Source organism: Bradyrhizobium sp. USDA3010 (assembly GCF_056429065.1).
Genome location: NZ_JBWJZD010000002.1, coordinates 180,789 through 202,428 on the forward strand (window position 1 = coordinate 180,789; position 21,640 = coordinate 202,428).

Below are 21,640 nucleotides of genomic sequence, written 5' to 3' on the forward strand. Positions count from 1 at the left end.
GCCCAAGCCGTCCGGCCGACGGCGACCAGAGGGGGACGAGCCAGGTAGGGAGGGCGGCCCGGATGACGCCCTGGTCTTGATCGCAGCGGCCGCGACCGAGCTCGCCAAACTCGCCCAGCGCCACAAATTCGAAGTCCTCGACCATCTGCTCGCGATGGCCCGGCTGGAGGCGGACGAGCAATTGCGCGCGCGCAGCCGGCGGAAATTGTCGTGAGGGCGTTGCGAGGAGTGACAGCGATGGCTGCCAAGCTCTCGGTGTCATCACCCGCGCATGCGGGTGATGGCACCGAACAGGCAGTTCGACAGATTGAATCAAGACCCATCCGCACCGTCGTCCTGGCGAAAGCCAGGACCCATTATCCCAGATATCAATTGGTGCGCGACGCCGGGGCTACGATCCCATCCATCATCAAATGCGGTGGTTATGGGTCCTGGCTTTCGCCAGGACGACAAACGACAAGCCCACAATTCGCGCCGCGGCTTATGAGTCCTGCTTTCGCAGGGACGACAGCCGGCAAGAAGCGCGCAGCATTTGCGCGGTCGGCGTCCACCGCATCTCACCGCAACACTCCTGACGATGCGCAGCGCCCCTCGATCGGGTGAGATGGCAAGGCTTACACTGAGTTGCTCTTCTGATGAAGCGAAATATCTTTTGTCGCGGGGCCTTGCGCCGTCGACACATGGACGTTCGGTCTCAAGCGCTCGGCTCGGTGAGAGCATCGCCGAGTTTCAACCCGCTCGGGCATCGGTATCGTGGACAGCTGCCCGCCGGAAGACTACCCTTCAGTTTCTCGGCACAAATGGAAAATAGAGATCGATTATGCCCGCATATTTTCTTGTTCAAGCCACGATTACCGACGAACCCAGATATCAGAAATATCGCGAGGCGGTCGTTCCATTCATCGCTTCGTTTGGCGGCAAAATTGCCGCAAGAGGCGCCAAGGTGGATGTACTCGAAGGCGAGCACGACACCAGATCAGTCGTGATGTTCGAGTTTCCCACCATGGAGGCAATTCACGCCTTCTGGAATTCACCAGATTACGTACCCATCAAAAAGCTGCGCGAGGGTGCCGCCACCATCAATGTTTGGGCATTTCCGGGTATCTGAACACATCATTGGCTGGTCGTCATGCGCGATGGACAACCAAGTCAGACGGCGCTGCGAGCGGCTGCCTATCGCGCGATTCACCAGACATGGGAAGGCGGGGCAATCTTCAAGGATCAGTTTGCCCTGAGAATATTAGACCAAGGGACGGCCGCCGCCTTGAACGAGATCGCGGCAGATGACTCGGCGCGGCCAATGCGTTTGTTCATAGCCGCACGAAGCCGTCTTTCCGAAGATGCGATAGCCAACTGCGTCACTTCCGGCGTGCGTCAGGTCGTCGTCCTGGGGGCAGGCCTGGATACGTTCTCATTGCGGAATCCCTACGCCGCATTAGGTGTTCGCGTCTTTGAAGTTGACCACCCGGCAACCCAGGTGTGGAAGCGCGATCGGATCGGTGCCGCGGGCCTTTCCGAGCCGCCATCACTTGTCTTCGCGCCGATCGATTTTGAGCGCGAAAGCCTGGCCGATGGTCTGTCGAGGGTCGGCTTCAATATAGACGCGCCGGCCTTTTTTCAATGGCTTGGCGTGGTGCCATACCTGACAATTGATGCAATTTCATCCACCTTCAAGTTCATGGCCGAACTGCCGCAAGCTTTCGTGGTTTTCGACTATGCAGAGCCATTTCAGAACTATCCTGCTGAACGCCGCGCCAGCATCATGGCAACTGCAGAAAAAGCGGCGGCGCGAGGTGAGCCTTGGCTCAGTCTCTTCGAGCCTGCCGAACTGCACGAGTTGCTGCGCAGCGCAGGGTTTGGCGCAATAGAAGACCTCGGCGCGTCCGAAATCGCCGAGCGCTACTACGGGGCCTTGGGTCGGGGCATCAGCTTCGGACCCGGTCCCCATATCGTCCGGGCGGCTATGGAAGAGCGCCGGATGTCCGGGTTGGCTTTGGATCCGGTGGTAGTCGGACCCGAACAGGACTAACATTCGAAGTGTCGCCCGGCGACCCCCATGCGGAAGGGGCGCCAGTATGCGGGAGGAGTCCTTGGCTCGCGAGCACCTCTTGCGACGGCTCGTTGCCGTTTTTGCCGCCGATGCAGCTGGTTACAGCCGTCTGATTGGCGCAGACGAGGAGGGCACTCATGTCAGACTGAGGGAACATCTGCAGGGCTTGTTTGTCCCGAATATTGCTGCCCATCGCGGGACCATCGTCAAAAACACCGGCGATGGCTTGCTGGCTGAATTTGACAGCGTTGTCGATGCTGTACGTTGCGCTGTCGATGTTCAGCGCGGGATGGCCGAGCGCAATGCGGCCGTGCCGTCAAATCAGCGCATTGAATTCAGGATCGGGATCAATGTCGGCGACATCATCAAAGACGCCGGCGACATATTCGGAGACGTTGTCAACGTGGCGGTTCGTCTCGAAGGCATCGCAGAGCCGGGCGGCATCTGTCTTTCTGACGATGCCCACCGGCATGTCCGGGATAAGCTCGATATCGCCTGTGAGGATGGCGGCGAGCAAAGATTGAAGAACATCGACCGCCCCGTTCGTGTTTTCAGGGTGAGGGATCGCGCCATCGCGGTGGCTCAAAGGCCTGCCTTGGCGTTGCCGGACAAGCCCTCAATCGCCGTCCTGCCGTTCCAAAACCTCAGTCCGGATCCTGAGCAAGAGTATTTCGCCGACGGCATCGTGGAAGACATTACGATGGCGCTGTCGCGGTTTCGCTGGCTGTTTGTGATCGCAAGAAACTCAAGCTTCACCTACAGGGGGCGCTCTGTCGATGTGAAGCAGGTCGGCCGCGAGTTGGGGGTTCGCTATGTAATGGAAGGAAGCGTCCGAAAGGCTGACGCTCGCGTTCGTATCTCGAGCCAGCTTGTTGACGCGGATACCGGAGCGCATCTCTGGGCGAATCACTTCGATGGAATGCTTGAAGATATGTTCGATCTTCAGGACCAGGTGACCGTCAGTGTCGTTGGCGCGATTGCGCCGAAGCTGCAGCGTGCCGAGATCAAGCGTGCTCTGCGGAAGCCGATCGAAAATCTTAGCGCATACGATAGCTATCTGCGCGGGCTCGCCTGTATTCATCGGTGGACCAGAGATGGAAATAGTGAGGGGCTGAAGCATTTCAGAACTGCGATCGAGCTCGAACCGGGTCTTGCCGCTGCTTATGGTCTGGCTGCATGGTGCTATGTGCGTCGGAAGGCTCAGGGCTGGATGATCGACGCGGCATTGGAAAGCCGCGAAGCGACACAACTGGCGCGCACGGCGGTCCTTATCGGCAGAGATGATCCGGTGGCGATGTGCTTGGGTGGATATGCGCTTGCATTCATCGATCTGGAGTTCGACGACGCTGCGGCCTTCATGGATCAGGGACTCGCGGTCAATCCCAATTATGCGTCGGCCTGGATGCTGAGCGCTTGGCTCAGGGTGTGGCGAGGAGAACCTGATCTCGCGATCGACCACGCTGCGCGCGCGCGACGGTTGAGCCCGCTGGATCCATCAATGTTTGGCGTTCATGCGGCAGCTGCCTACGCTCATCTGCTGGCCCGCCGCTATGACGAGGCGTCGTCGCTGGCTGATCAGGCCACTCGCGACCTTCCGGGTTTCTTGCTGGGTATTTGTGTCTCCGCGGCCAGCAAAGCGCTTGGGGGACGACTTGATGAAGCGGCAAGAGTGCTTTCGCGGGCATTTGAGTCTAATCCCGACTTGCGGCTCGCCAGCCTCAAGCGCTTGGCGCCGTTTCGACGAGCGGAAGACTTCGCCATGTTTGCGCATGGCCTTAGCAAGGCAGGGCTTCCGGATTGAGGTCTCCTTTTGGCCCAATGCGGGAACTCGCTGGACGTCAGCTTTCGCGCCGGTTTCCATGGGATAGCCGACACCAAACCGCGGGATTCAGGGCTCGACGTTGCGCGTCGTCCCCGGCAGCGCAGTTGCGCACGTGGCGAATGATGATGAAGAGGATCACGCCGACAGGTGCCGCGCCGTCTTCCGTGCAGGCCGCGGCTTCAGCGCAGTATCGGCTGCGTCAAGCACGCGACCGTCCTGCGACAACAGCGCGAGCTTCTTCACCGGCTTGCCCTTGTCGCGGTCGACCATGATGGTCGCGATCTCGTCCGGATGGTCGTCGAATTCCTCGGTCCATTGCCGGAGCGCGACCAGGATCGGAAAGATGCCGTGGCCCTTCGGCGTCAGCACATATTCCTGATAGGCGCTGCCGTCGGAGGCGGGGACCGTCTTCAGGATGCCGCGCTCGACCAGCGTGCGCAGCCGTGTGGCGAGGATGTTCTTTGCGAGCCCGAGGCTGGCCTGGAATTCGCCGAAACGGCGCCGGCCGAGGCTGGCGTCGCGGATGATCAGCAGTGACCACCAGTCGCCGAACACGTCGAGTGCGCGCGCTACCGGACAACTGTCGCCTGCAAGGCTGGTTCGTTTCACGACGCACGCTCCGAAAGTTGGGCCATCACGGTCTTGTGTGGTTGCAATATTAAACCTCATGCCCTAGGTAGGCAACGAAGTTTAATAATGCAACCAACTGGAGGCGGACATGAGACTGGCAAACAAGACGGCGTTGATCACCGGCGGCAACAGCGGCATCGGGCTTGCGACGGCAAAGCTGTTCGTCGCCGAGGGCGCCAAGGTCGTCATCACCGGGCGCAACAAGGAGACGCTCGCGGCGGCGGCGCGGGAACTCGGACCGAACGCGCTCGCGGTGGTGGCCGATGCCACCGATGTCGCGGCGCTGGAAGCCGCGGTGAAGCAGGGCGCGGAGAAGTTCGGCAAGTACGACGTGCTGTTCGCCAATGCCGGCATTCCCGGCCAGACGCCGGTCGGCGGCACCACGCTCGCTGCATTCGAAAATGTGATCCGCACCAACCTCACCGGCGTGTTCTTCACCGTGCAGGCGGTCGCGCCGTATCTCAACGACGGCGCATCCATCATCCTCAACGGCTCGGTGATTTCGGTGCTCGGCAATCCCGGCTATTCGGCCTATGCCGCGAGCAAGGCCGGCGTGCGCGCGATGGCGCGGGTAATGGCGTCAGAGCTGTCGCCGCGCAACATCCGCGTCAACGTGGTGGCGCCGGGCGCTGTGCGTACGCCGATCTGGGGCGCGGCGATCGCAACGCCCGAGGCCGAGAAAGCGTTCGAGCAGCGGATCGGAAAGTCCACGCCGCTCGGACGTATCGGTGAACCCGATCACATCTCGAAGACGGTGTTGTTCCTGGCGTCCGACGACGCGGCGCATGTGCAGGGGCAGGAACTGTTCATCGACGGCGGTGCAACGGCATCTCCCGCCGGCGCGCCGATCTATCGCGGCTAGTTTGTTTCGCATTGTAACGAACGGCCGGTGTGAAGCAGTTCACACCGGCCGATTTCGCGCGCGACTACTATCGCGCGTATTGAACCTTTGACGTACTCGCCGGACTCCTGAATAGGCGGGGATTTTTTTCACCACGGAATCATTTTGGAGTTCCTTCATGCCGAAAGCAGCCCGCATTTCGACGCCGATCCCGGTTTCGTCTACCTCCGAAAATGAAAATTCAGACTCAGCGCAGTTTGTGACGGTCGCGCTGTTCTCAGGTATCGGTTTGTTGATCTCGCTCGTCGCCGTCATCTTCGGCATTCAAGGCGCCTGGTTCTGACTTCATCCACCCGAAGCGGCCTGCCGCCACCGAGGTGACGGCAGGAATGTGACACGTCAGGCGGCGTTCAGGCTGCCGGCGGCCTGCAGCGCGCCTGCGACAGCCTTCTCGCGATGCTCGGGACCGACCTGGATGCCGTCGGCGGGGATCAGCTCGAGATTCTTGACGCCGATGAAGCCGAACACCCCGCGCAAATAGGTCTCGAGGTGCTCGAGCGCGGCCATCGGCGTGTCGGCACCATAATAGCCGCCGCGCGAGATCGCGATGATGACGCGCTTGTTGCCGGCCAATCCCTCGACGCCGCCGGCGCCGTATTTGAAGGTCTTTCCCGCGACCACGACGCGGTCGATCCAGGCCTTCAGCTGGGAGGGAATGGTGAAATTGTACATCGGCGCGCCGATCACGACGATGTCGGCGGCAAGGAACTCGTCCAGCACGGCCTGGCCGGTCGCGATGTCGTCGCGCACCGACGGGTCCGGCGCCGCGCCCTGGCTGGCGGCGAGGTGCAGGCCGGAGAGGTGGGCGAGCGGGGTCTGGGTGAGATCGCGGTAGCTCACGACCAGGCCGGGATTGGCCTGGCGCAGCCGCTCGACGGCGGCGGCGGAAACCTGGCGGCTGACGGAGTGGGGGCCGAGGACCGAGGAGTCGATGTGCAGAAGTTTCATGGCTGAAGTCACCTTTGGTATAGGTTTGTAACTGGCGCTATATGAGTGACCCCCCTAAATGGGCGCAAGAACGCACATTTTTGAAACCCGAGCACAGCAATGAGACCTGAGAACATCCATGTGACTGCTCCGCCGCGGCCGAGTCCCGACCACAGCGATTGTCGTGCGGTCGCCTCCGTGCTGGCGCGGGTCGGCGACAAGTGGAGCGTGTTCGTGATCATGATGCTGACCGATGGGCCGAAGCGCTTCAATGAGCTGAAGCGGATGATCAACGGCATCTCGCAACGGATGCTGACGCTCACGCTGCGCGGGCTGGAGCGCGATGGCCTGGTGACGCGCACGGTGTTTCCAACCATCCCGCCGCGGGTCGATTACGAGCTCACGGATCTTGGTCGCGGTCTGGCCGCGCCGGTGAAGGCGCTCGGCGAATGGGCGTTCGCGCACCTGCCGGAGATCGAAGGGGCGCGAAGCAATTTTGACTCGCGGAACAGCGACTGAAATCTAGACCCGTCACCCTGAGGAGCGCGCTCTTGCGCGCGTCTCGAAGGGTCGACGGCCGCCAGCGGGGCCGTGCATCCTTCGAGACGCGGCCAAGAGGCCGCTCCTCAGGATGATGGTGATAGACTGGCGTGAGCCGCTTGTTCGCCCACGCTAGATCATCGACACCAGTCCGCCGCCGTGACGCTCGAGCCTGCCGGCGAGTTCGAGCTCCAGCAGCACCGCGCGGACGACGGCTGGCGAGACATCGGCCATCCGGATCAGGTCGTCGAGGCTGATCGGGCTCGGTCCGAGCAGATTGATGATGCGGGCGCGATCGGACGCATCGGTGGCAAAATCCAGCGGCTCGTCGTCTTCGCGCGCGGACAGCATGACGGGCCGCTCCATGATCGGCGTGACCGCGCTGATCACGTCGGCGGCTTCGGTGACCAGCGTGGCGCCTTGCTTGATCAAATCGTTGGCGCCGGCGGCGCGCGGATCGATCGGCGAGCCCGGCACCGCGAACACCTCGCGGCCCTGTTCGGCGGCCATCCGCGCCGTGATCAGTGAGCCGGAGCGATGCGCGGCCTCCACCACCACGACGCCGAGCGATGCGCCCGAGATCAGCCGGTTGCGGCGAGGGAAGTCGCGCGCCCGCGGCACGTGGCCGAGCGGCATCTCCGAAATCGCCGCGCCGTGCGCGAGCAGGGCGGCCAGCAGATCCTCATGCTCCGGCGGGTAGATGCGGTCATGGCCGCCGGCCAGCACGGCGACCGTCCCGCTTGCGACGGTCGCGCGATGCGCCGCCTGGTCGATGCCGCGGGCGAGGCCGGAGATCACGACGAAGCCGGCATTGCCGAGATCGCGCGCCAGCTGGCCTGCAAATTTCAGCCCGGCGCCGGAGGCATTGCGGGAGCCGACGATCGCGATCATCGGCCGCATCAGCGTGTCGCGCGCGCCACCCACGCCAAGCAGTGGCGGCGCGTCGTCGATGGTGGCAAGCCGCGCCGGATAGTGGGCTTCCTCCGGCGCGACGAGATCGATGCCGAGCTTGCGGCAGGCCGCGAGCTCCGCGGCTGCATCGGCCTCGCTCGTGATGCGCCCGGGTCCCGATGCGCCGCCACGGCGCGCCAGATCGGGCAGGCGCTCCAGCGCGTGCGCCGCATCGCCAAAATGGCGGAGCAGCGATGCAAAGGTGCGCGGGCCGACATTGTCGGAGCGGATCAACCGTAGGCGGTTGAGCCGTTCGGTGTCGGTAAGTTCAGTGGTGCTGGGCGACCGGTCATGCATGCTGGGTGCAGCTTCGCCCAACCTGGGATTGTGATCAACCGCGACATTGGCGCAATTGGCGTGACGCGCTACAAGCGGTCGCCAATTCGAGGAAGCCGCCCATGATCTCACTTGCCGACCTCCAAGCGCGTATCGAACGGGGCGCGCTGTCGCCCGAAGCGGCCATCGGCCAATCGCTTGAGGCGATCGGTGCGCAGGAGAAGGCGATCGGCGCCTTTGTCCGCCACGACGAAAAGGCGCGTGCGCAGGATGCCGGGCCGCTGCGCGGGATTGCGGTCGGCATCAAGGACATCATCGATACCGCCGGCTTCCCGACCGAGATGGGGGCTGCGATCTACCGCGGCCATCAGCCGCGCGCCGACGCGCCTGTGGTGATGGCGCTGAAGCAGGCCGGCGCGACCATCATCGGCAAGACCACGACGACGGCGTTCGCGGCGAACGATCCGACCGCAACGCTCAATCCGCACAATCACGCGCACACGCCGGGCGGCTCGTCGTCGGGCTCGGCGGCCGCGGTCGCGGCCGGCATGATCCCGCTGGCGCTGGGCACGCAGACCGGTGGATCGGTGATCCGGCCGGCCTCGTTCTGCGGCGTCGCCGCGATCAAGCCGAGCTACCGGCTGCTGCCGACCGTCGGCGTGAAGTGTTTTTCGTGGACGCTCGATACGGTGGGGCTGTTTGGCGCCGGTGTGCGCGACGTCGCGCTGGGGCTCGCTGCGATGACCAGGCGGCCCGAGCTTGTCGTGCCGTCCGAGGTCTCGGCGCCGCGCATCGGCGTCGTGACGCAGGCCTTCGCCGGCGCGCCCGATCCATCCGGCGCGGAGGCATTGCAGAAGGCGGCGCGGGCGGCGGAGCGGGCGGGCGCCACCGTGCGCGAGCTCGCGATGCCCGAGATCATCGCGGAGGCGTGGCGGATCCATCCGGTGGTGCAGGAGTTCGAGGCGCATCAGTCGTTCGCCTGGGAGTATGGCCAGAACTACGATGCGATGCCGCCGCTGCTGCGCGGCCGGCTCGACGAGAGCAAGGGCGGCACGCCCGCCGAATATGATGCGGCGATGGACGTCACGCTGCGCGCGCGGCAGGCGCTGTCAGCGATTTTTGGCGAGGTCGATGTGCTGCTGACGCTGTCGGCGCCGGGCGCCGCGCCGAACGGCTTGGCCTCGACCGGCGATCCCCGCTACAACCGGCTCTGGACGTTGATGGGCGTGCCTTGCGTCAACGTGCCGACGCTGATTGCCGAGGGCGGATTGCCAGTCGGCGTGACCGTGATCGCGGGTTTTGGCAGCGATGCAAAGGCGTTGGCGGCGGCGAGCTTTGTCGAGGACGCGCTCAAGGCCTAGGACCTCGTCATTCCCTGGTGCGCAATTGCGCACCTGAGGGCGCGACGTAGTCGCGAACCCGGAATCCATTTCACCGCGAAATATGGGGCTCGATGGATTCCGGGCCCGCGCCAAGAGGCGCGCCCCGGAATGACGGAGAGAGTTATTTCTTCTCGCCGATCTTGCCTTCGGTGCCGGCCTGCAGCCGCTTGATGTTCTCGCGGTGTGTGTAGAACAGCAGCAGCGTCAGCACGGCGAACAGCGAGGCGAGCGCGTTGTGGCCGAACCACCACAGGAACAGCGGCGTCACGAACGCGGCGATCAACGCTGACAGCGACGAGTAGCGCGTGGTGGCGGCGGTGCCGATCCAGATCACGGCGAAGATCAGCGCCGCGGGCCAGAACAGGCCGAGCAGCACGCCGATATAGGTGGCGACGCCCTTGCCGCCGCGAAACCTGAGCCAGACCGGGAAGAGGTGGCCGAGGAACGCGCCCAGCGCCGCCAGCATCGCGGCGTTCGGGCCGTCGATCGAGCCCGCGATGATGACGGCGACGGTGCCCTTGAGCATGTCGCCGATCAGCGTCGCCGCGGCGAGGCCCTTGTGGCCGGTGCGCAGCACGTTGGTGGCGCCGATATTGCCCGAGCCGATGGTGCGCAGATCCTGCGTGCCGGCGAGCCTGGTGAGGATCATGCCGAACGGGATCGAGCCCAAGAGATAGCCGATCAGGAAGGCGGCGAGCAGCAACGCGTCAGCAGACATCGCGGTGGTTCCCTGGACGGTCGATCCGGTCTATTTTTGGCAATCCCGTCAATGAAATATTAACCATCAATCCGCACCATGGCCTTGGAAATGAGGGAGCTTATCATGGCTTCTGTTCGCAGGCGGCTTGAGCAGGTTTTCTTTGTGGTTTACGTCGCGGCCATCGTCGTTGGAACGACGATGGAAGCGATGTCGCAACTCGCGGTACGCTGAGTTCCACGCCAATTTAGACGTATTCGAACACCGTCCGTCCGCCGACGATCGTCCGGGTCACGCGGCCTGAGAAGCGGGCGTCGTCGAACGGCGTGTTCTTGCACAGCGATTTGAGATCGTCGCGGTCGAGCACCCAGGGGGTGTCGGCGTCGATCACGATCACGTCGGCGGGAGCCCCGGCGCGCAGCGTGCCGCCGGGCAGGCCGAGCAGTTCCGCCGGCCGCGTCGACATGGCCCGGATCAGCGTCTTGAATTCCATCTCGCCATTGTGGATCAGCCGCAGCGCCGCCGGCAGCATGGTCTGCAGGCCGACCGCGCCGCTCGCCGCTTCCGCGAACGGCAGCCGCTTGACCTCGACGTCCCGCGGATTGTGATCACTCATCACGACGTCGATCAGCCCGGAGGCGAGAGCTGCGACCAGCGCCCTGCGGTCGTCCTCGGTGCGCAGCGGCGGCGCCAGCTTGAGGAAGGTGCGGTAGGGGCCGATGTCGTTCTCGTTCAGCGTCACGTGGTTGATCGAGACCGAGGCCGAGACCTTGAGGCCATTATCGCGGGCACGCTTGAGGATCTCCAGCGACTCGATCGAAGTCAGCGAGGCCGCGTGATAGCGGCCGCCGGTCAGCGCCGCGAGCCGCATGTCGCGCTCGAGCATGATCGACTCGGCGGCGGTCGGAATCCCGGCGAGCCCGAGCCGCGTGGCGAACTCGCCCTCGTTCATGACGCCTTCGCCCACCAGATTCGGGTCCTCGGTGTGGTGCACGATCAGTGCGTCGAAATCGCGAGCGTAGGTCAGCGCGCGCCGCATCACCTGGGCGTTGGTGACGCTGCGGTCGCCATCGGTGAAGGCGACGGCGCCGGCGGCCTTCAACAGGCCGATCTCGGTCATCTCCAGGCCCTGCATGCCCTTGGTCAGAGCAGCCATCGGGTGGATGTTGACGATCGCGGTGTCGCGGGCGCGGCGCAGCACGAAGTCGACGGTCGCCGAATTGTCGATCACCGGCGAGGTGTCGGGCTGGCAGATGATGGTGGTGATGCCGCCGGCGGCGGCGGCCTGGCTGGCGGAGGCAAAGGTCTCGCGGTGGCTGGCACCGGGCTCGCCGACGAAAGCGCGCATGTCGATCAGGCCGGGGGCCACGATCTTGCCGGCGCAATTGACGATGTCGGTGCCTTCGGGGACGCCGGCGGCGCCGATGCCACGCTTGGCGTCACGGATCACGCCGTCGGCGATCAGGACGTCGCCCGGACCGTCGAAGTCGCGGGACGGATCGATGACGCGGGCGTTGGCGAGCAGGATGGGGCGGCGGTCAGTCAGCATGGCGTCACGCGTTCGGCAGGTTGCGGGCGAGCGCTTCGAGCACTGCCATGCGCACCGCCACACCCATTTCGACTTGTTCACGGATCAGCGACTGCGCGCCGTCGGCGACGAAGGTGTCGATCTCGACACCGCGGTTCATCGGGCCCGGATGCATCACCAGCGCATCGGGCTTGGCGTAAGCGAGCTTCTTCTGGTCGAGGCCGAAATAGTGGAAGTACTCCTGGCTCGATGGCACGAAGGAACCGTTCATGCGCTCGCGCTGCAGCCGCAGCATCATCACGATATCGGCGCCGTTCAGCCCCTCGCGCATGTCGCGCGCGACCTCGACGCCCATCCGCTCGATGCCGCGCGGCAGCAGCGTGGAGGGGCCCACCACGCGGACGCGGGCGCCCATGGTGTTGAGCAGGAAGATGTTGGAACGCGCCACGCGCGAATGCAGCACGTCGCCGCAGATCGCGATCGTAAGCCCCTCGAGCCGGCCCTTGTTGCGCCGGATCGTCAGCGCGTCGAGCAGCGCCTGGGTCGGGTGCTCGTGGGCACCGTCGCCGGCGTTGATCACGGAACCGTCAACCTTGCGCGCCAAGAGCTCGACCGCACCGGAGGCGTGGTGGCGCACCACCAGGATATCGGGGTGCATCGCGTTCAGCGTCACCGCGGTGTCCATCAAGGTCTCGCCCTTGCGGGTCGACATCGATGACACCGACATGTTCATGACGTCGGCGCCCAGGCGTTTTCCGGCGATCTCGAACGAGGACTGGGTCCGGGTCGAGGCCTCGAAGAACAGATTGATCTGGGTGCGGCCGCGCAGACTGGCGCGTTTCTTGTCGACCTGGCGGTTGAGCTCGACATACTCCTCGGAGAGGTCGAGCAGGCCCGTGATGTCGTCAGCGGAAAGGCCCTCGATGCCCAGCAGATGCCGGTGACCGAGGACAAAAGTCGATTTTAATGATGGGGTCATTAAAGCGAGAGCTATAGGCGCGGATGGCCGGTGGGGCAAGCGCGAAGAGGGCCCGGAGGAGTTTTCCCCGAGTAAGATGGGGCTGGGTTTGTCCGCCATCATGCCCGGGCCTATTGCAAGCTGTCCGCGCCTTGCTTTTGCTTGTCTTTCCGGAACAAGACGTGGACGACCGGGCTTCGCCGGAGCGGAGGCGAGGTGATGCCTTGGACGGCCATGCAGCCGGGACAGCGGAGCGAGGACTCGTGAAAATTGCCGTGATCGCACTGCTGGCCATCGAGTTGATCTCAGGGTCGATCTCGTCTGCCTTCGCTCAGAGCCTGCCCGGCGACTTCGTGTTCCTCCGCGACATCGATCCGACCATCATCCAGGACATCCGCTACGCGACCTCCAATAATTTCATGGGGCGGCCGATCGCGGGCTACGGCGCGGCGGAATGCGTGGTGAAGCGGGAGGTGGGGCTGCGGCTCAAGGCCGTGCAGCAGGAACTGGCGCGGCAAAGCCTGTCACTGAAAATGTTCGATTGCTACCGGCCGGCCCGCGCGGTTGCCGACATGGTGGCGTGGTCGAGGAACGGCAAGGAGACCGCCGCCGAGCGACGCTACAACCCGGCGTTCTCGAAGGCGGATCTGTTCCGCCTCGGCTACATCGCCACGCATTCGGGGCATTCGACCGGCGCCGCGGTCGATCTCACGCTGGTTGATCTGACCGCGGACAATTCGCGCAAGTTCGACCCGGCCAGGGACTATGCCGATTGCACCGCGCCGGTCGCCGCGCGCGCCCCCGAGGGCAGCGTCGACATGGGCACCGGCTATGACTGCTCTGATGCGAAGGGCCACACCGCCTCTGGCTCGATCACGCCGGCGCAGCGACGCTGGCGCAACCTTCTGGTCGCGGCGATGGCCCGGCAGGGGTTTGCCAACTATGCAAAGGAATGGTGGCACTTCTCGCTGCCGGGAGCCGGCGGGGCGGCCTATGATTTCCCGATCACACGCGCGCACTAGCGGTTGGATTTTCCTCAAATTCAAGGCATCTCGGCAACACAAAGCTTGCCATCGCTGAAGTAGCTGAATGCGCTTTCAACACTCCTTAATTGTGGCCGTATGAAGTGGGGCATTGCGGGAGCAGAAAACATGCGTTGGGCTGTTGTCATTGTTGCCTTCGGTGCGTTCGGCATCGCGATCTACGACCAGTACGACAAGGGCGCGAACTATCAGCGCGTCGATGCGCGCATCAGCAGCGTCAATGACCAGTGCTATCTGGAAAAGGTCGAGCGCGGCGTCATCACCAAGACGACGTTCACGTCCGATCTGACTCGCTGCGAAACCGCCGAGCTGCTGCGGAAGGAGCATCCGAAGTGGCAGGGCTATCACGTGATGCACAAGATCGAGGTGCGCGTCGTCTATGTCTCGCCGGTCGATGGAGCCACGCACCAGTCCAGCCTGCAGATGTCCTATTTCCCTAACGGCAAGCCGCTGCGCGCCGGCGACGTGTTGCCGGTGCTGGCCTCCAAGACCAAGGCGGAGACGACACGTTCGATCTGACCGTCACCGCGGTTCGGAAGGATGGGAGTTCGACCATGCGCCTGGGGCTCTACGGCATCATCGCGATCGGCGTTGCGGGGTTCTATATCTACGGCGAGCTCGACAAGCGGGTGAACTTCCGGCCGATCGACGCGCGCGTCAGCAGCGTCAAGGAGCAATGCTATATGGAGAAGACCGAGGACAATCGGAGCTCGACCTCGGATCTGTTGCCTTGCGACCTTGTCGAGCTTCTGGCGCGTCACCATCCGAAATGGCAGGGCTCCGACATCAAGCACAAGATCGAGATCCGGTTTGCCTACATCTCTCCGGTCGACGGCGCCGCGCATGAATCGAACCTGCAACTGGCTGAATATCCGGATGACCGGCAACTGAACAGCGGCGACATTTTTCCGGTCCAGGCTTCCAGGAGGGAGGCGAACCGGACCCGCGCCAATGACTGGGTCGACCGGTGGCTCGGCCGCCATGCGCCGAGGCATGGAAGCATCTAGCGGACGTATACTTTTCGCTGCCCCGTGCCGGCTTGCAGGCTTATGATCCCCCGATTCCAGTTACGGCGCTGCTGCCGCCAACGAAGACCGTTGTCCGGGCATCGCGCGCAGTGCGACCAATCGCCGAGGAGACCATGACGCAGGCTCCGTTCGCCACCCACGACGTCTTCAACCAGTCGCCGCCGTTTTGGGATGTCGACCTGTTCGCGACGGACGCGCCGCTGGCCGCGGCGGTCGCCGCCAATGGCGGCGCGGCGGCCACGGCTGAACTGTCGGATTTCGGCAAGCATTGGGGATCGGCCGCCATGGCGGAGCGCGGCCGCGTCGCCAACGAGAACACGCCTAAACTGCGAACCTTCGATGCCAGGGGCAATCGCCGTGACGAGGTCGAGTTTCATCCGGCCTATCACGAGCTGATGGCGCACTCGGCCCATGCCGGCGTGCACAATTCGACCTGGTCAGCCGATGGCAAGCCGGCCGGCGGGGCGGCCGAGGTGGTGCGCGCGGCAAGGTTCTATATCGCGTCCCAGGTCGAGACCGGTCATCTCTGCCCGATCACGATGACGCGCGCCTCGGTCGCGGCGCTGGCCTCGCAGCCGGACATTCTGGCGAAGACGATGCCGGTCATCGCCACGCGCGCCTACGACCCGGGCTTTGCGCCATGGTGGACCAAGCGCGGCATGACGCTCGGCATGGGCATGACGGAAAAGCAGGGCGGCACCGATGTGCGCGCCAACATGACGCGCGCCGAGCGCGACGGTGGCGCCTGGCGCATCACCGGGCACAAATGGTTCATGTCGGCGCCGATGTGCGACGCGTTCCTGGTGCTGGCGCAGGCCGAGCAGGGGCTGAGCTGCTTCTTCATGCCGCGCTTTGCGCCCGACGGCACGGTCAATGCGATCCACTTCCAGCGGCTGAAGGACAAGCTCGGCAACCGCTCCAATGCCTCCTCGGAGGCCGAATTCCACGGCGCCCATGCCGAACTGATCGGTGAGGAGGGCAAGGGCATCCGCACCATCATCCAGATGGTGCAGCTGACGCGGCAGGATTGCGCGATCGCATCCGCAGGCCTGATGCGCTCGGGGCTGGCGCACGCGCTCAATCACGCGCGGCACCGCAGCGTGTTCCAGAAGCATCTCGCCGATCAGCCGCTGATGCAGGCGGTGCTGTCAGACATGGCGCTGCATGTCGAGGCGTCGATCGCGCTAGTGTTGCGGCTCTGCCGCGCCTTCGATCGCGCGCCCATCGATGCAGGCGAGGCCGCCTATATGCGGCTGCTGACGCCGGCGATCAAATACTGGACCTGCAAGAGCGCGCCCGGCTTCCTCTATGAGGCGATGGAGTGCCTCGGCGGCAATGGCTATGTCGAGGAGGGCATTCTGGCGCGGCATTACCGGGAGTCGCCGGTCAACGCGATCTGGGAAGGTTCAGGCAACGTGATGTGCCTCGACGTGTTGCGCGCGCTCGGCCGCGAGGCCGATGCCGCGCTCGCTGTGCTGCGTACGCTCGCCGACGAGACCAAGGGCTTGCCGGGCGCCGCTGAGGCTATTGCGTCGATCGGACAATCGTTCCGCCGGCCGGACAGCGAGCGCATCGCACGGCTTGCAGTCGAGAAGCTGGCGCTGCTGGCGGCCACCGCGGCGCTCAACCAGGTCTCGCCGAAAAATGCCGAGCTGTTCGCGGCGACACGGCTTGCCGAACGCCACGCCGGCATGTACGGCGCGGTGGACCTCTCCGATGCCGATCAGCGCGCGCTGCTGGCGCGGGCGCTGCCATGAAGGTTTGCTGATGGACGCACTCAATCCCGATACTCCGCCGTCGGCTGTCGAACCGCCGCCACGTCCCCCTCGGGTCTGGAAATTCTGGGGCACCGCGCTGTGGGGGCTTTTGATCTTCGCGGCGATGTTCCTCGGCCAGGTCGCGGTCATCGTCTACCGCATCATCGCGCAGGGCGGCGAACTGTCGGCGGCCGGCATTACCCATGTGGTCGCCGACGGTCTGACGATCTCGCTCTCGGTCCTCGCGGGCCTGCCGATGGTGCTGCTGGTGCTGTGGTTCGCGATCCGCCGCACCGGGATCCCGTTCGCCGATTACCTCGGGCTGCGCGGGACGTCGTGGAAAAACGTGATCATCGGCGTCGTCGCGCTGATCGTGCTGGTCGGCGCCTGGGACATGGTGTCCCGCGCCGCCGGCCGCGAGGTGACGCCGGGCTTCATGGGCGACGTGCTGAAATCGGCACAGGAGCACAGCGCGCTGTGGCTTCTGGTGATCGCCTTCGCCGTGGCCGCGCCGCTCTGGGAAGAATTGTTCGCGCGCGGCTGGCTCTATCGCGGCTGGTCGGAATCCAGGCTCGGCCCCTATGGCGCGATCCTGCTGTCGTCGATCGTCTGGACCGTGATGCACTTGCAGTACGACTGGTTCTTCCTCTGCGAGGTGCTGTCGATCGGGTTCTTGTTCGGCTATTTGCGCTTCCGCACCGGCTCGACATGGCTGACGATCCTGCTGCACGGGCTGAACAATTTTGCGGCGACGCTGCAGACCTGGTGGCTGGCGGGCTGATTGGCCGATGTGTCTGCAGACGGTGAGCTTGGATCGGTACGACCTTGAGACTAGCTGCTACGTGACAGACGTTTCATGAACGCATCCTTTAACGCGACTGACACTGTAGTTGGCTCTGTCGAGGAGTTAGGTCTTGCGTTAGATCGGTTCCACGAGGAACAGCAGTTCGAGTTGTGGTTATCAGCGCCCACCGGCCCAGCCATCGCGATGCTTCGCAACGGAGAGCATGCTTGGCTCATGTATCTACGCTTTAACGGTGACGATGGCTTTGTCACCAAGGGCGAAGATAATGGGAGGCAGGTCGTCGCCTACCGGCTGGCAAACGGACAGATCGATGAGCATCCGCTCTCTTGGTGCATCGATCTGGAGCAGTGTTACAAGGCGATCGCATACTTCTTCGTCAACGATGGCGCTCGTCCTGAATTCGTTTCTTGGCAAAAGGCCTGATGTACGCTCCACGCCTAAAGCGCCACCGCGGCGATCACGATGGCATGATGATCGCGGCCAAGTGTGCAGCGCGATGATCCGGAACAAGCAGGGCGCGTCGCCGCCCATCGGGAACCCGACTGAGGGGATGCAGGCGGCCCCCTCAGAGTGCTATGATCTAGATCAATGAATGAGCGCGGGCCGGACCGAAACTAGGCAGCGGCGGCTGCCGTCGTGCGAGTTCTTCTCATGGCTAGGTTGATCCGAACGCTCTTGGCCAGCGTCGTCGCGCTGGCGTCTCTCGGTGCCATCACGCAGCAGGTGCGCGACCAGGGCGTCACCGACACCGAAATCCGCATCGGCAATCTGATGCCGTACAGCGGCGCGCTGGAGATTTTCGGCCAGATCGGCAAGGCGGAAGCCGCCTATTTCGAGATGATCAACGAACGCGGCGGAATCGGCGGCCGCAAGATCCGTTTCATGTCCTACGACGATCTGTCGGATGCGTCCAACGCCATGGACCTGACGCGTATCCTGGTCGAGACCGACAATGTGCTCTTGATGTTCGGTTCGTTCGGCACGCCGGGGAATCTCGCGGTGCGGAAGTATCTCAATGAACTGAATATCCCCCAACTCTTTGTTGCCTCCGGCGATCGGGACCTCAGCGAGCCGTCTCTCTATCCCTGGACCATGGGCTGGCAGCCCTCGTACCGCGAGGAGGGACGGATCTACGCCAACTACATCCAGGCTTTCTATCCCGGAAAGAAAATCGTGGCGCTTTGGGAGAATGACCAGTTCGGGAGGGAATTGTTCAAGGGGCTGGTGCAAGGGCTGGGTGACGTCGCCCACAACATCAGGGTCGACATTGCCTATGATGTCGACGATCAGCATCTGGACGGCCACGTATCGATCCTGAAGCAATCGGGAGCGGAGGTCTTTGTATTTGCCGGGGTGCCGGAAAATGCCTCGAAGGTGATCCGGGCTGCGGCCGAGCACGGCTGGCGGCCGGTGTTCATCGTGAACCAGATGGCGTCATCGATCGAGACGGTGCTCAAGCCGGCCGGCACGGAGAATGCGACCGGCGTCATCACCGCCGCCTTCCTGAAGGATGCAAGCGATCCGGCCTGGAGGGAAGATCAGGGCGCCTGGCGCAGCTTCCTCGACAAGTTTACGAAAGCCGGCGGCAAGGACGACGCTGCCGCAGTCTACGGCTATGCCGCCGCCGAAACGATGATCCAGGTGCTCAGGCAATGCGGCAACGATCTGTCGCGCGAAAACGTCATGAAGCAGGCTGCGGCGCTCAGGGATTATCAGGCATCCGCCGTGCTCCCCGGCATCAAGATCAACAGCGGCCAGTTCCGTCCGGTCGAGCAATTGCGGTTGCTTCAGTTTGATGGCCGCAGCTGGCAGCCGATCGGCGATGTGCTCGATACGGCATTCACCGGTTCGTCCGGAAAATAGCGACGATCAGCGCAACGAGCCGGCCTGCGCAAGCGCATGCCGCATGCTACGGCCCGACCGCGGCAATCACGATCGGCATCGTGATCGCGGCCAAAATCGTTTGCAGTGTGATGATCTGGGCGAGCAGGGGGGCGTCGCCGCCCATCTGGCGCGCCAGCACATAGGCGGACGGCGAGGTCGGCACCGCGGCGCAGGCCGCGACGATGGCAAGGTTGGCGCCGGTGACGCCGAACCACACGGCGAGCGCGACCGTGAGCACGGGCATCGCGACCAGCTTCAGGACCAACGCGATACTGGCGGCGAGGCTGGGGCGGAAGATGCCCTTCAGATGCAGCCCGGCGCCTGTGACGAGCAGCCCGATCGCCAGTGACGAGCCGCCGAGCGCGTCGGCGACGTCGTGCCAGATTTTCGGCAGCGGGACATGCGTGACGTTGATGGCGAGCCCGATGACGCAGGCCCAGATCAGTGGGTTCTTCATGACAGTCATCACGATCGCGCCGGCGGACCGCTTCTCGGATGAGGCATATTTCGCCAGCACGGCGACGCTGAAGACGTTGACCAGCGGGATGATCGCGACCATCGCGACCGAGGCCAGCGCAAGTCCGACCTTGCCATAAAGATTGCCCGACACCGACAGCGCGACATAGGTCTGCCAGCGGGTGGCGCCCTGGAAGATCGAGGAGAAGGCGGGGCCGTCGACCCCGGCGCGGGCAAGCGGGGCCCGCAGCGCAAGACACAGCAGGCACATCACGAGCGCGGCGAGCAGCAGCGCGCCGCCGACGCCCGCGACCGGCACTTTGGTCAGATCGGCCTTCACCAGCGTCTGTACCAAAAGCACCGGGAACAGCACGTAGTAGGTGAGCTGCTCCAGCCCGTGCCATTGGGTGTCGAGCCGCATCAGCGTGCGTCTCAGGACGAAGCCGAGCACGATCAGCAAAAACACCGGCAACAGCGCCGCGATCACCACGGCCATCGTCAGCGGTCTCCGCGCAGCTTCGCGAGCCGGTCGAGCGCGCCTTGCAGGATGAAGATCGCGGCGTGCTCGTCGATCACCTCGGCGCGGCGGGCGCGGCTGACGTCCATCCCGATCAATTCGCGTTCCACCGCCGCGGTCGACAGCCGTTCGTCCCACAGCCCGATCGCAAGCGCGGTGAGGCCCGCGAGGTTGCGGGCAAAGGCCCGCGTCGATTGCGCGCGCGGGCCCTCGCTGCCGTCCATGTTGATCGGCAGGCCCAGCACGAAGCCGACGGCGCTGCGCTCGGCCGCGATCGCGAACAGCCGCGCCGCGTCGACCTTGAACTGCTTGCGCTGGATGGTCTCGACGCCGGTCGCGAGCCGCCGGTCCGGATCCGAGACGGCAACGCCGATGGTCTTGGTGCCGAGGTCGAGGCCGACCAGCGCGCCGCGGTCAGGCCAGTGCGGCGCGGCTTCGATCAGGGGAAGGATGGGGGCGGGCATGGCGCTAGCGCTTAGCACGCACCCGCGCGCCGAGGCAAAGCCCGGCGGCGGGCGGCCGTCCATGCGAAAACGCCGGTCAGGCGGCGATCACCCGATCGTCGCCGGAAAGGCATGCGGCAAGTCCCTGCAACGCGCTGGACTGGTGCGCGGTGCGGCGCTGGATGAACAGCGTCTCGACATGCGCATGCTGCGGATTGAGCTTGTGGATCTTGATGTCGCGCTGGACGTGGTCGCGCTCGACCACCGCGCGCGGCAGCAAGGTCACGCCCATGTCGGCGGCGACACAGCCGACCATGCCGTCGAGCGTGCCGAGCTCGAAGCGGGCGGCCGACGGCCAGCCGAATTCGGTGAACACCTGTTCGAGCCGTTGCCGGTAGGTGCAGCCGGTGCGGAACACGAGCGCGGTCGGGCCCGACTCCGGCGTGCCGGCGCGCAAGGCGGCGAGCGATTTCCAGCGCTGCGCGGTGACGAGCACCAGTTCCTCGGTGAAGGCGGATGTCGCCGACAGTTCGGCGTGCTCGATCGGACCGGCGACGAAGGCGCCGTCGAGCGAGCCGTCGAGCACGGCCGCCACGAGATCGGCGGTCGGCGCGGTGCGCAAGGTCAGGCGCACCGCCGGATAGCGGCGATGAAACTCGGCAAGCAGCGTCGGCAGCCGCACCGCGGCGGTAGTCTCCATCGAGCCGATCGACAACGGCCCCTTCGGCTCGCCATCGTCGCGAGCGGCGAGCACGGCTTCGCGCGACAGCGCCGCCATGCGCTGCGCGTACGGCAACAGGCGGCGGCCGGCGCCGGTCAACGACATGCCGCGGCTGTGACGCTCGAACAGTGCGGTGCCGATCTCGGCCTCCAGCGCCTTGATGCGCTGGGTGACGTTGGACTGCACGGTGTTCAGCTCGTCGGCGGCCCGGGTGATGCCGCCGAGCCGGGCGACCGTGGAAAAGGTAAGGAGGTCGGTCAATTCCATCTGGGACCACCGTTTCATTTTAGAGATGGTAGCGTTCTCTAGTATTCATTTTCCGAG

24 protein-coding genes are annotated in these 21,640 nt (G+C 64.5%); 15 read left to right on the forward strand and 9 right to left on the reverse strand.

The genetic code is table 11. The features are described 5' to 3' along the window. Window positions 1-76: 76 nt before the first annotated feature. The 4 genes from AC066Y_RS03830 (at window position 77) to AC066Y_RS03845 (ending at window position 3,851) form a co-directional block, all read left to right on the forward strand. A complete protein-coding gene (locus AC066Y_RS03830; protein ID WP_478272734.1) occupies window positions 77-214 on the forward strand; it encodes a hypothetical protein in 138 nt (45 codons plus the stop codon). Between the two features lie 606 nt (window positions 215-820). After that, a complete protein-coding gene (locus tag AC066Y_RS03835; RefSeq protein ID WP_207829999.1) occupies window positions 821-1,108 on the forward strand; it encodes a DUF1330 domain-containing protein in 288 nt (95 codons plus the stop codon). Between the two features lie 21 nt (window positions 1,109-1,129). Continuing rightward, window positions 1,130-2,029, forward strand: a complete 900-nt coding sequence (locus AC066Y_RS03840) for a class I SAM-dependent methyltransferase (RefSeq protein ID WP_478272735.1) — start codon at window positions 1,130-1,132, stop codon at window positions 2,027-2,029. Between the two features lie 61 nt (window positions 2,030-2,090). Further along, window positions 2,091-3,851 (forward strand): adenylate/guanylate cyclase domain-containing protein, encoded by a 1,761-nt coding sequence (locus tag AC066Y_RS03845; RefSeq protein WP_478272736.1) that lies wholly within the window; start codon window positions 2,091-2,093, stop codon window positions 3,849-3,851. Between the two features lie 156 nt (window positions 3,852-4,007). Here AC066Y_RS03845 and AC066Y_RS03850 read toward each other — a convergent pair whose 3' ends face one another. Further along, entirely contained in the window at window positions 4,008-4,541 is a 534-nt protein-coding gene (locus tag AC066Y_RS03850; protein WP_478272737.1) for a winged helix-turn-helix transcriptional regulator, read from the reverse strand. A gap of 49 nt (window positions 4,542-4,590) precedes the next feature. Here AC066Y_RS03850 and AC066Y_RS03855 point away from each other — a divergent pair, with 49 nt between their 5' ends. Further along, window positions 4,591-5,364: an SDR family NAD(P)-dependent oxidoreductase gene (locus AC066Y_RS03855; RefSeq protein ID WP_171947609.1), complete on the forward strand. Its 774-nt coding sequence runs from the start codon at window positions 4,591-4,593 to the stop codon at window positions 5,362-5,364. A gap of 157 nt (window positions 5,365-5,521) precedes the next feature. After that, window positions 5,522-5,686: a hypothetical protein gene (locus AC066Y_RS03860; protein WP_097673623.1), complete on the forward strand. Its 165-nt coding sequence runs from the start codon at window positions 5,522-5,524 to the stop codon at window positions 5,684-5,686. A gap of 56 nt (window positions 5,687-5,742) precedes the next feature. Here AC066Y_RS03860 and AC066Y_RS03865 read toward each other — a convergent pair whose 3' ends face one another. Further along, window positions 5,743-6,351, reverse strand: a complete 609-nt coding sequence (locus AC066Y_RS03865; protein ID WP_478272738.1) for an FMN-dependent NADH-azoreductase — start codon at window positions 6,349-6,351, stop codon at window positions 5,743-5,745. Between the two features lie 99 nt (window positions 6,352-6,450). Between AC066Y_RS03865 and AC066Y_RS03870 the strand changes: the two genes are divergently transcribed. Beyond that, window positions 6,451-6,849, forward strand: coding sequence for a winged helix-turn-helix transcriptional regulator (locus AC066Y_RS03870; protein ID WP_478272739.1), 399 nt, complete (start codon window positions 6,451-6,453; stop codon window positions 6,847-6,849). 153 nt (window positions 6,850-7,002) lie between these two features. Here AC066Y_RS03870 and dprA read toward each other — a convergent pair whose 3' ends face one another. Further along, entirely contained in the window at window positions 7,003-8,118 is a 1,116-nt protein-coding gene (gene dprA, locus AC066Y_RS03875; RefSeq protein WP_478272740.1) for a DNA-processing protein DprA, read from the reverse strand. A gap of 101 nt (window positions 8,119-8,219) precedes the next feature. Here dprA and AC066Y_RS03880 point away from each other — a divergent pair, with 101 nt between their 5' ends. Beyond that, window positions 8,220-9,458: an amidase gene (locus AC066Y_RS03880; protein WP_478272741.1), complete on the forward strand. Its 1,239-nt coding sequence runs from the start codon at window positions 8,220-8,222 to the stop codon at window positions 9,456-9,458. 142 nt (window positions 9,459-9,600) lie between these two features. Here the strand turns inward: AC066Y_RS03880 and plsY are convergent, their stop codons facing one another. The 3 genes from plsY to AC066Y_RS03895 form a co-directional block, all read right to left on the reverse strand. Next, window positions 9,601-10,197 carry a glycerol-3-phosphate 1-O-acyltransferase PlsY gene (plsY, locus tag AC066Y_RS03885; protein WP_092114795.1) on the reverse strand — a complete coding sequence of 199 codons (597 nt, stop codon included), beginning with the start codon at window positions 10,195-10,197 and terminating at the stop codon, window positions 9,601-9,603. A gap of 226 nt (window positions 10,198-10,423) precedes the next feature. Then, on the reverse strand, window positions 10,424-11,725 hold the full coding sequence (locus AC066Y_RS03890) for a dihydroorotase (protein WP_478272742.1): 1,302 nt from the start codon (window positions 11,723-11,725) through the stop codon (window positions 10,424-10,426). 4 nt (window positions 11,726-11,729) lie between these two features. After that, window positions 11,730-12,683 carry an aspartate carbamoyltransferase catalytic subunit gene (locus AC066Y_RS03895; protein WP_173642499.1) on the reverse strand — a complete coding sequence of 318 codons (954 nt, stop codon included), beginning with the start codon at window positions 12,681-12,683 and terminating at the stop codon, window positions 11,730-11,732. Window positions 12,684-12,925: 242 nt separating this feature from the next. On the opposite strand from AC066Y_RS03895, the gene AC066Y_RS03900 reads away from it, so the two are divergent. The 7 genes from AC066Y_RS03900 (at window position 12,926) to AC066Y_RS03930 (ending at window position 19,158) form a co-directional block, all read left to right on the forward strand. Beyond that, a complete protein-coding gene (locus AC066Y_RS03900) occupies window positions 12,926-13,684 on the forward strand; it encodes a M15 family metallopeptidase (protein ID WP_478272743.1) in 759 nt (252 codons plus the stop codon). Between the two features lie 129 nt (window positions 13,685-13,813). Next, the gene (locus AC066Y_RS03905; RefSeq protein WP_478272744.1) at window positions 13,814-14,224 is read left to right on the forward strand and encodes a hypothetical protein; all 411 of its coding nucleotides are present in this window, start codon (window positions 13,814-13,816) and stop codon (window positions 14,222-14,224) included. Window positions 14,225-14,259: 35 nt separating this feature from the next. Further along, window positions 14,260-14,712, forward strand: coding sequence for a hypothetical protein (locus AC066Y_RS03910; RefSeq protein WP_478272745.1), 453 nt, complete (start codon window positions 14,260-14,262; stop codon window positions 14,710-14,712). Window positions 14,713-14,846: 134 nt separating this feature from the next. Next, window positions 14,847-16,490, forward strand: coding sequence for an acyl-CoA dehydrogenase family protein (locus tag AC066Y_RS03915; protein WP_478272746.1), 1,644 nt, complete (start codon window positions 14,847-14,849; stop codon window positions 16,488-16,490). Between the two features lie 10 nt (window positions 16,491-16,500). Further along, window positions 16,501-17,271, forward strand: a complete 771-nt coding sequence (locus AC066Y_RS03920) for a lysostaphin resistance A-like protein (protein WP_478272747.1) — start codon at window positions 16,501-16,503, stop codon at window positions 17,269-17,271. Between the two features lie 75 nt (window positions 17,272-17,346). Further along, the gene (locus AC066Y_RS03925) at window positions 17,347-17,718 is read left to right on the forward strand and encodes an Imm1 family immunity protein (RefSeq protein WP_478272748.1); all 372 of its coding nucleotides are present in this window, start codon (window positions 17,347-17,349) and stop codon (window positions 17,716-17,718) included. Window positions 17,719-17,946: 228 nt separating this feature from the next. After that, complete coding sequence (locus AC066Y_RS03930; protein ID WP_092114790.1) at window positions 17,947-19,158, forward strand: ABC transporter substrate-binding protein; 1,212 nt, start codon at window positions 17,947-17,949, stop codon at window positions 19,156-19,158. 46 nt (window positions 19,159-19,204) lie between these two features. Here the strand turns inward: AC066Y_RS03930 and AC066Y_RS03935 are convergent, their stop codons facing one another. The 3 genes from AC066Y_RS03935 to AC066Y_RS03945 all read right to left on the reverse strand — a co-directional run bounded on the left by AC066Y_RS03935 (window position 19,205) and on the right by AC066Y_RS03945 (window position 21,583). After that, window positions 19,205-20,131, reverse strand: coding sequence for an AEC family transporter (locus AC066Y_RS03935; RefSeq protein WP_478272749.1), 927 nt, complete (start codon window positions 20,129-20,131; stop codon window positions 19,205-19,207). A gap of 2 nt (window positions 20,132-20,133) precedes the next feature. Next, window positions 20,134-20,616: a Holliday junction resolvase RuvX gene (ruvX, locus tag AC066Y_RS03940; protein ID WP_478272750.1), complete on the reverse strand. Its 483-nt coding sequence runs from the start codon at window positions 20,614-20,616 to the stop codon at window positions 20,134-20,136. 76 nt (window positions 20,617-20,692) lie between these two features. Further along, window positions 20,693-21,583, reverse strand: coding sequence for a LysR family transcriptional regulator (locus AC066Y_RS03945; protein WP_456722738.1), 891 nt, complete (start codon window positions 21,581-21,583; stop codon window positions 20,693-20,695). Window positions 21,584-21,640: the final 57 nt, after the last annotated feature.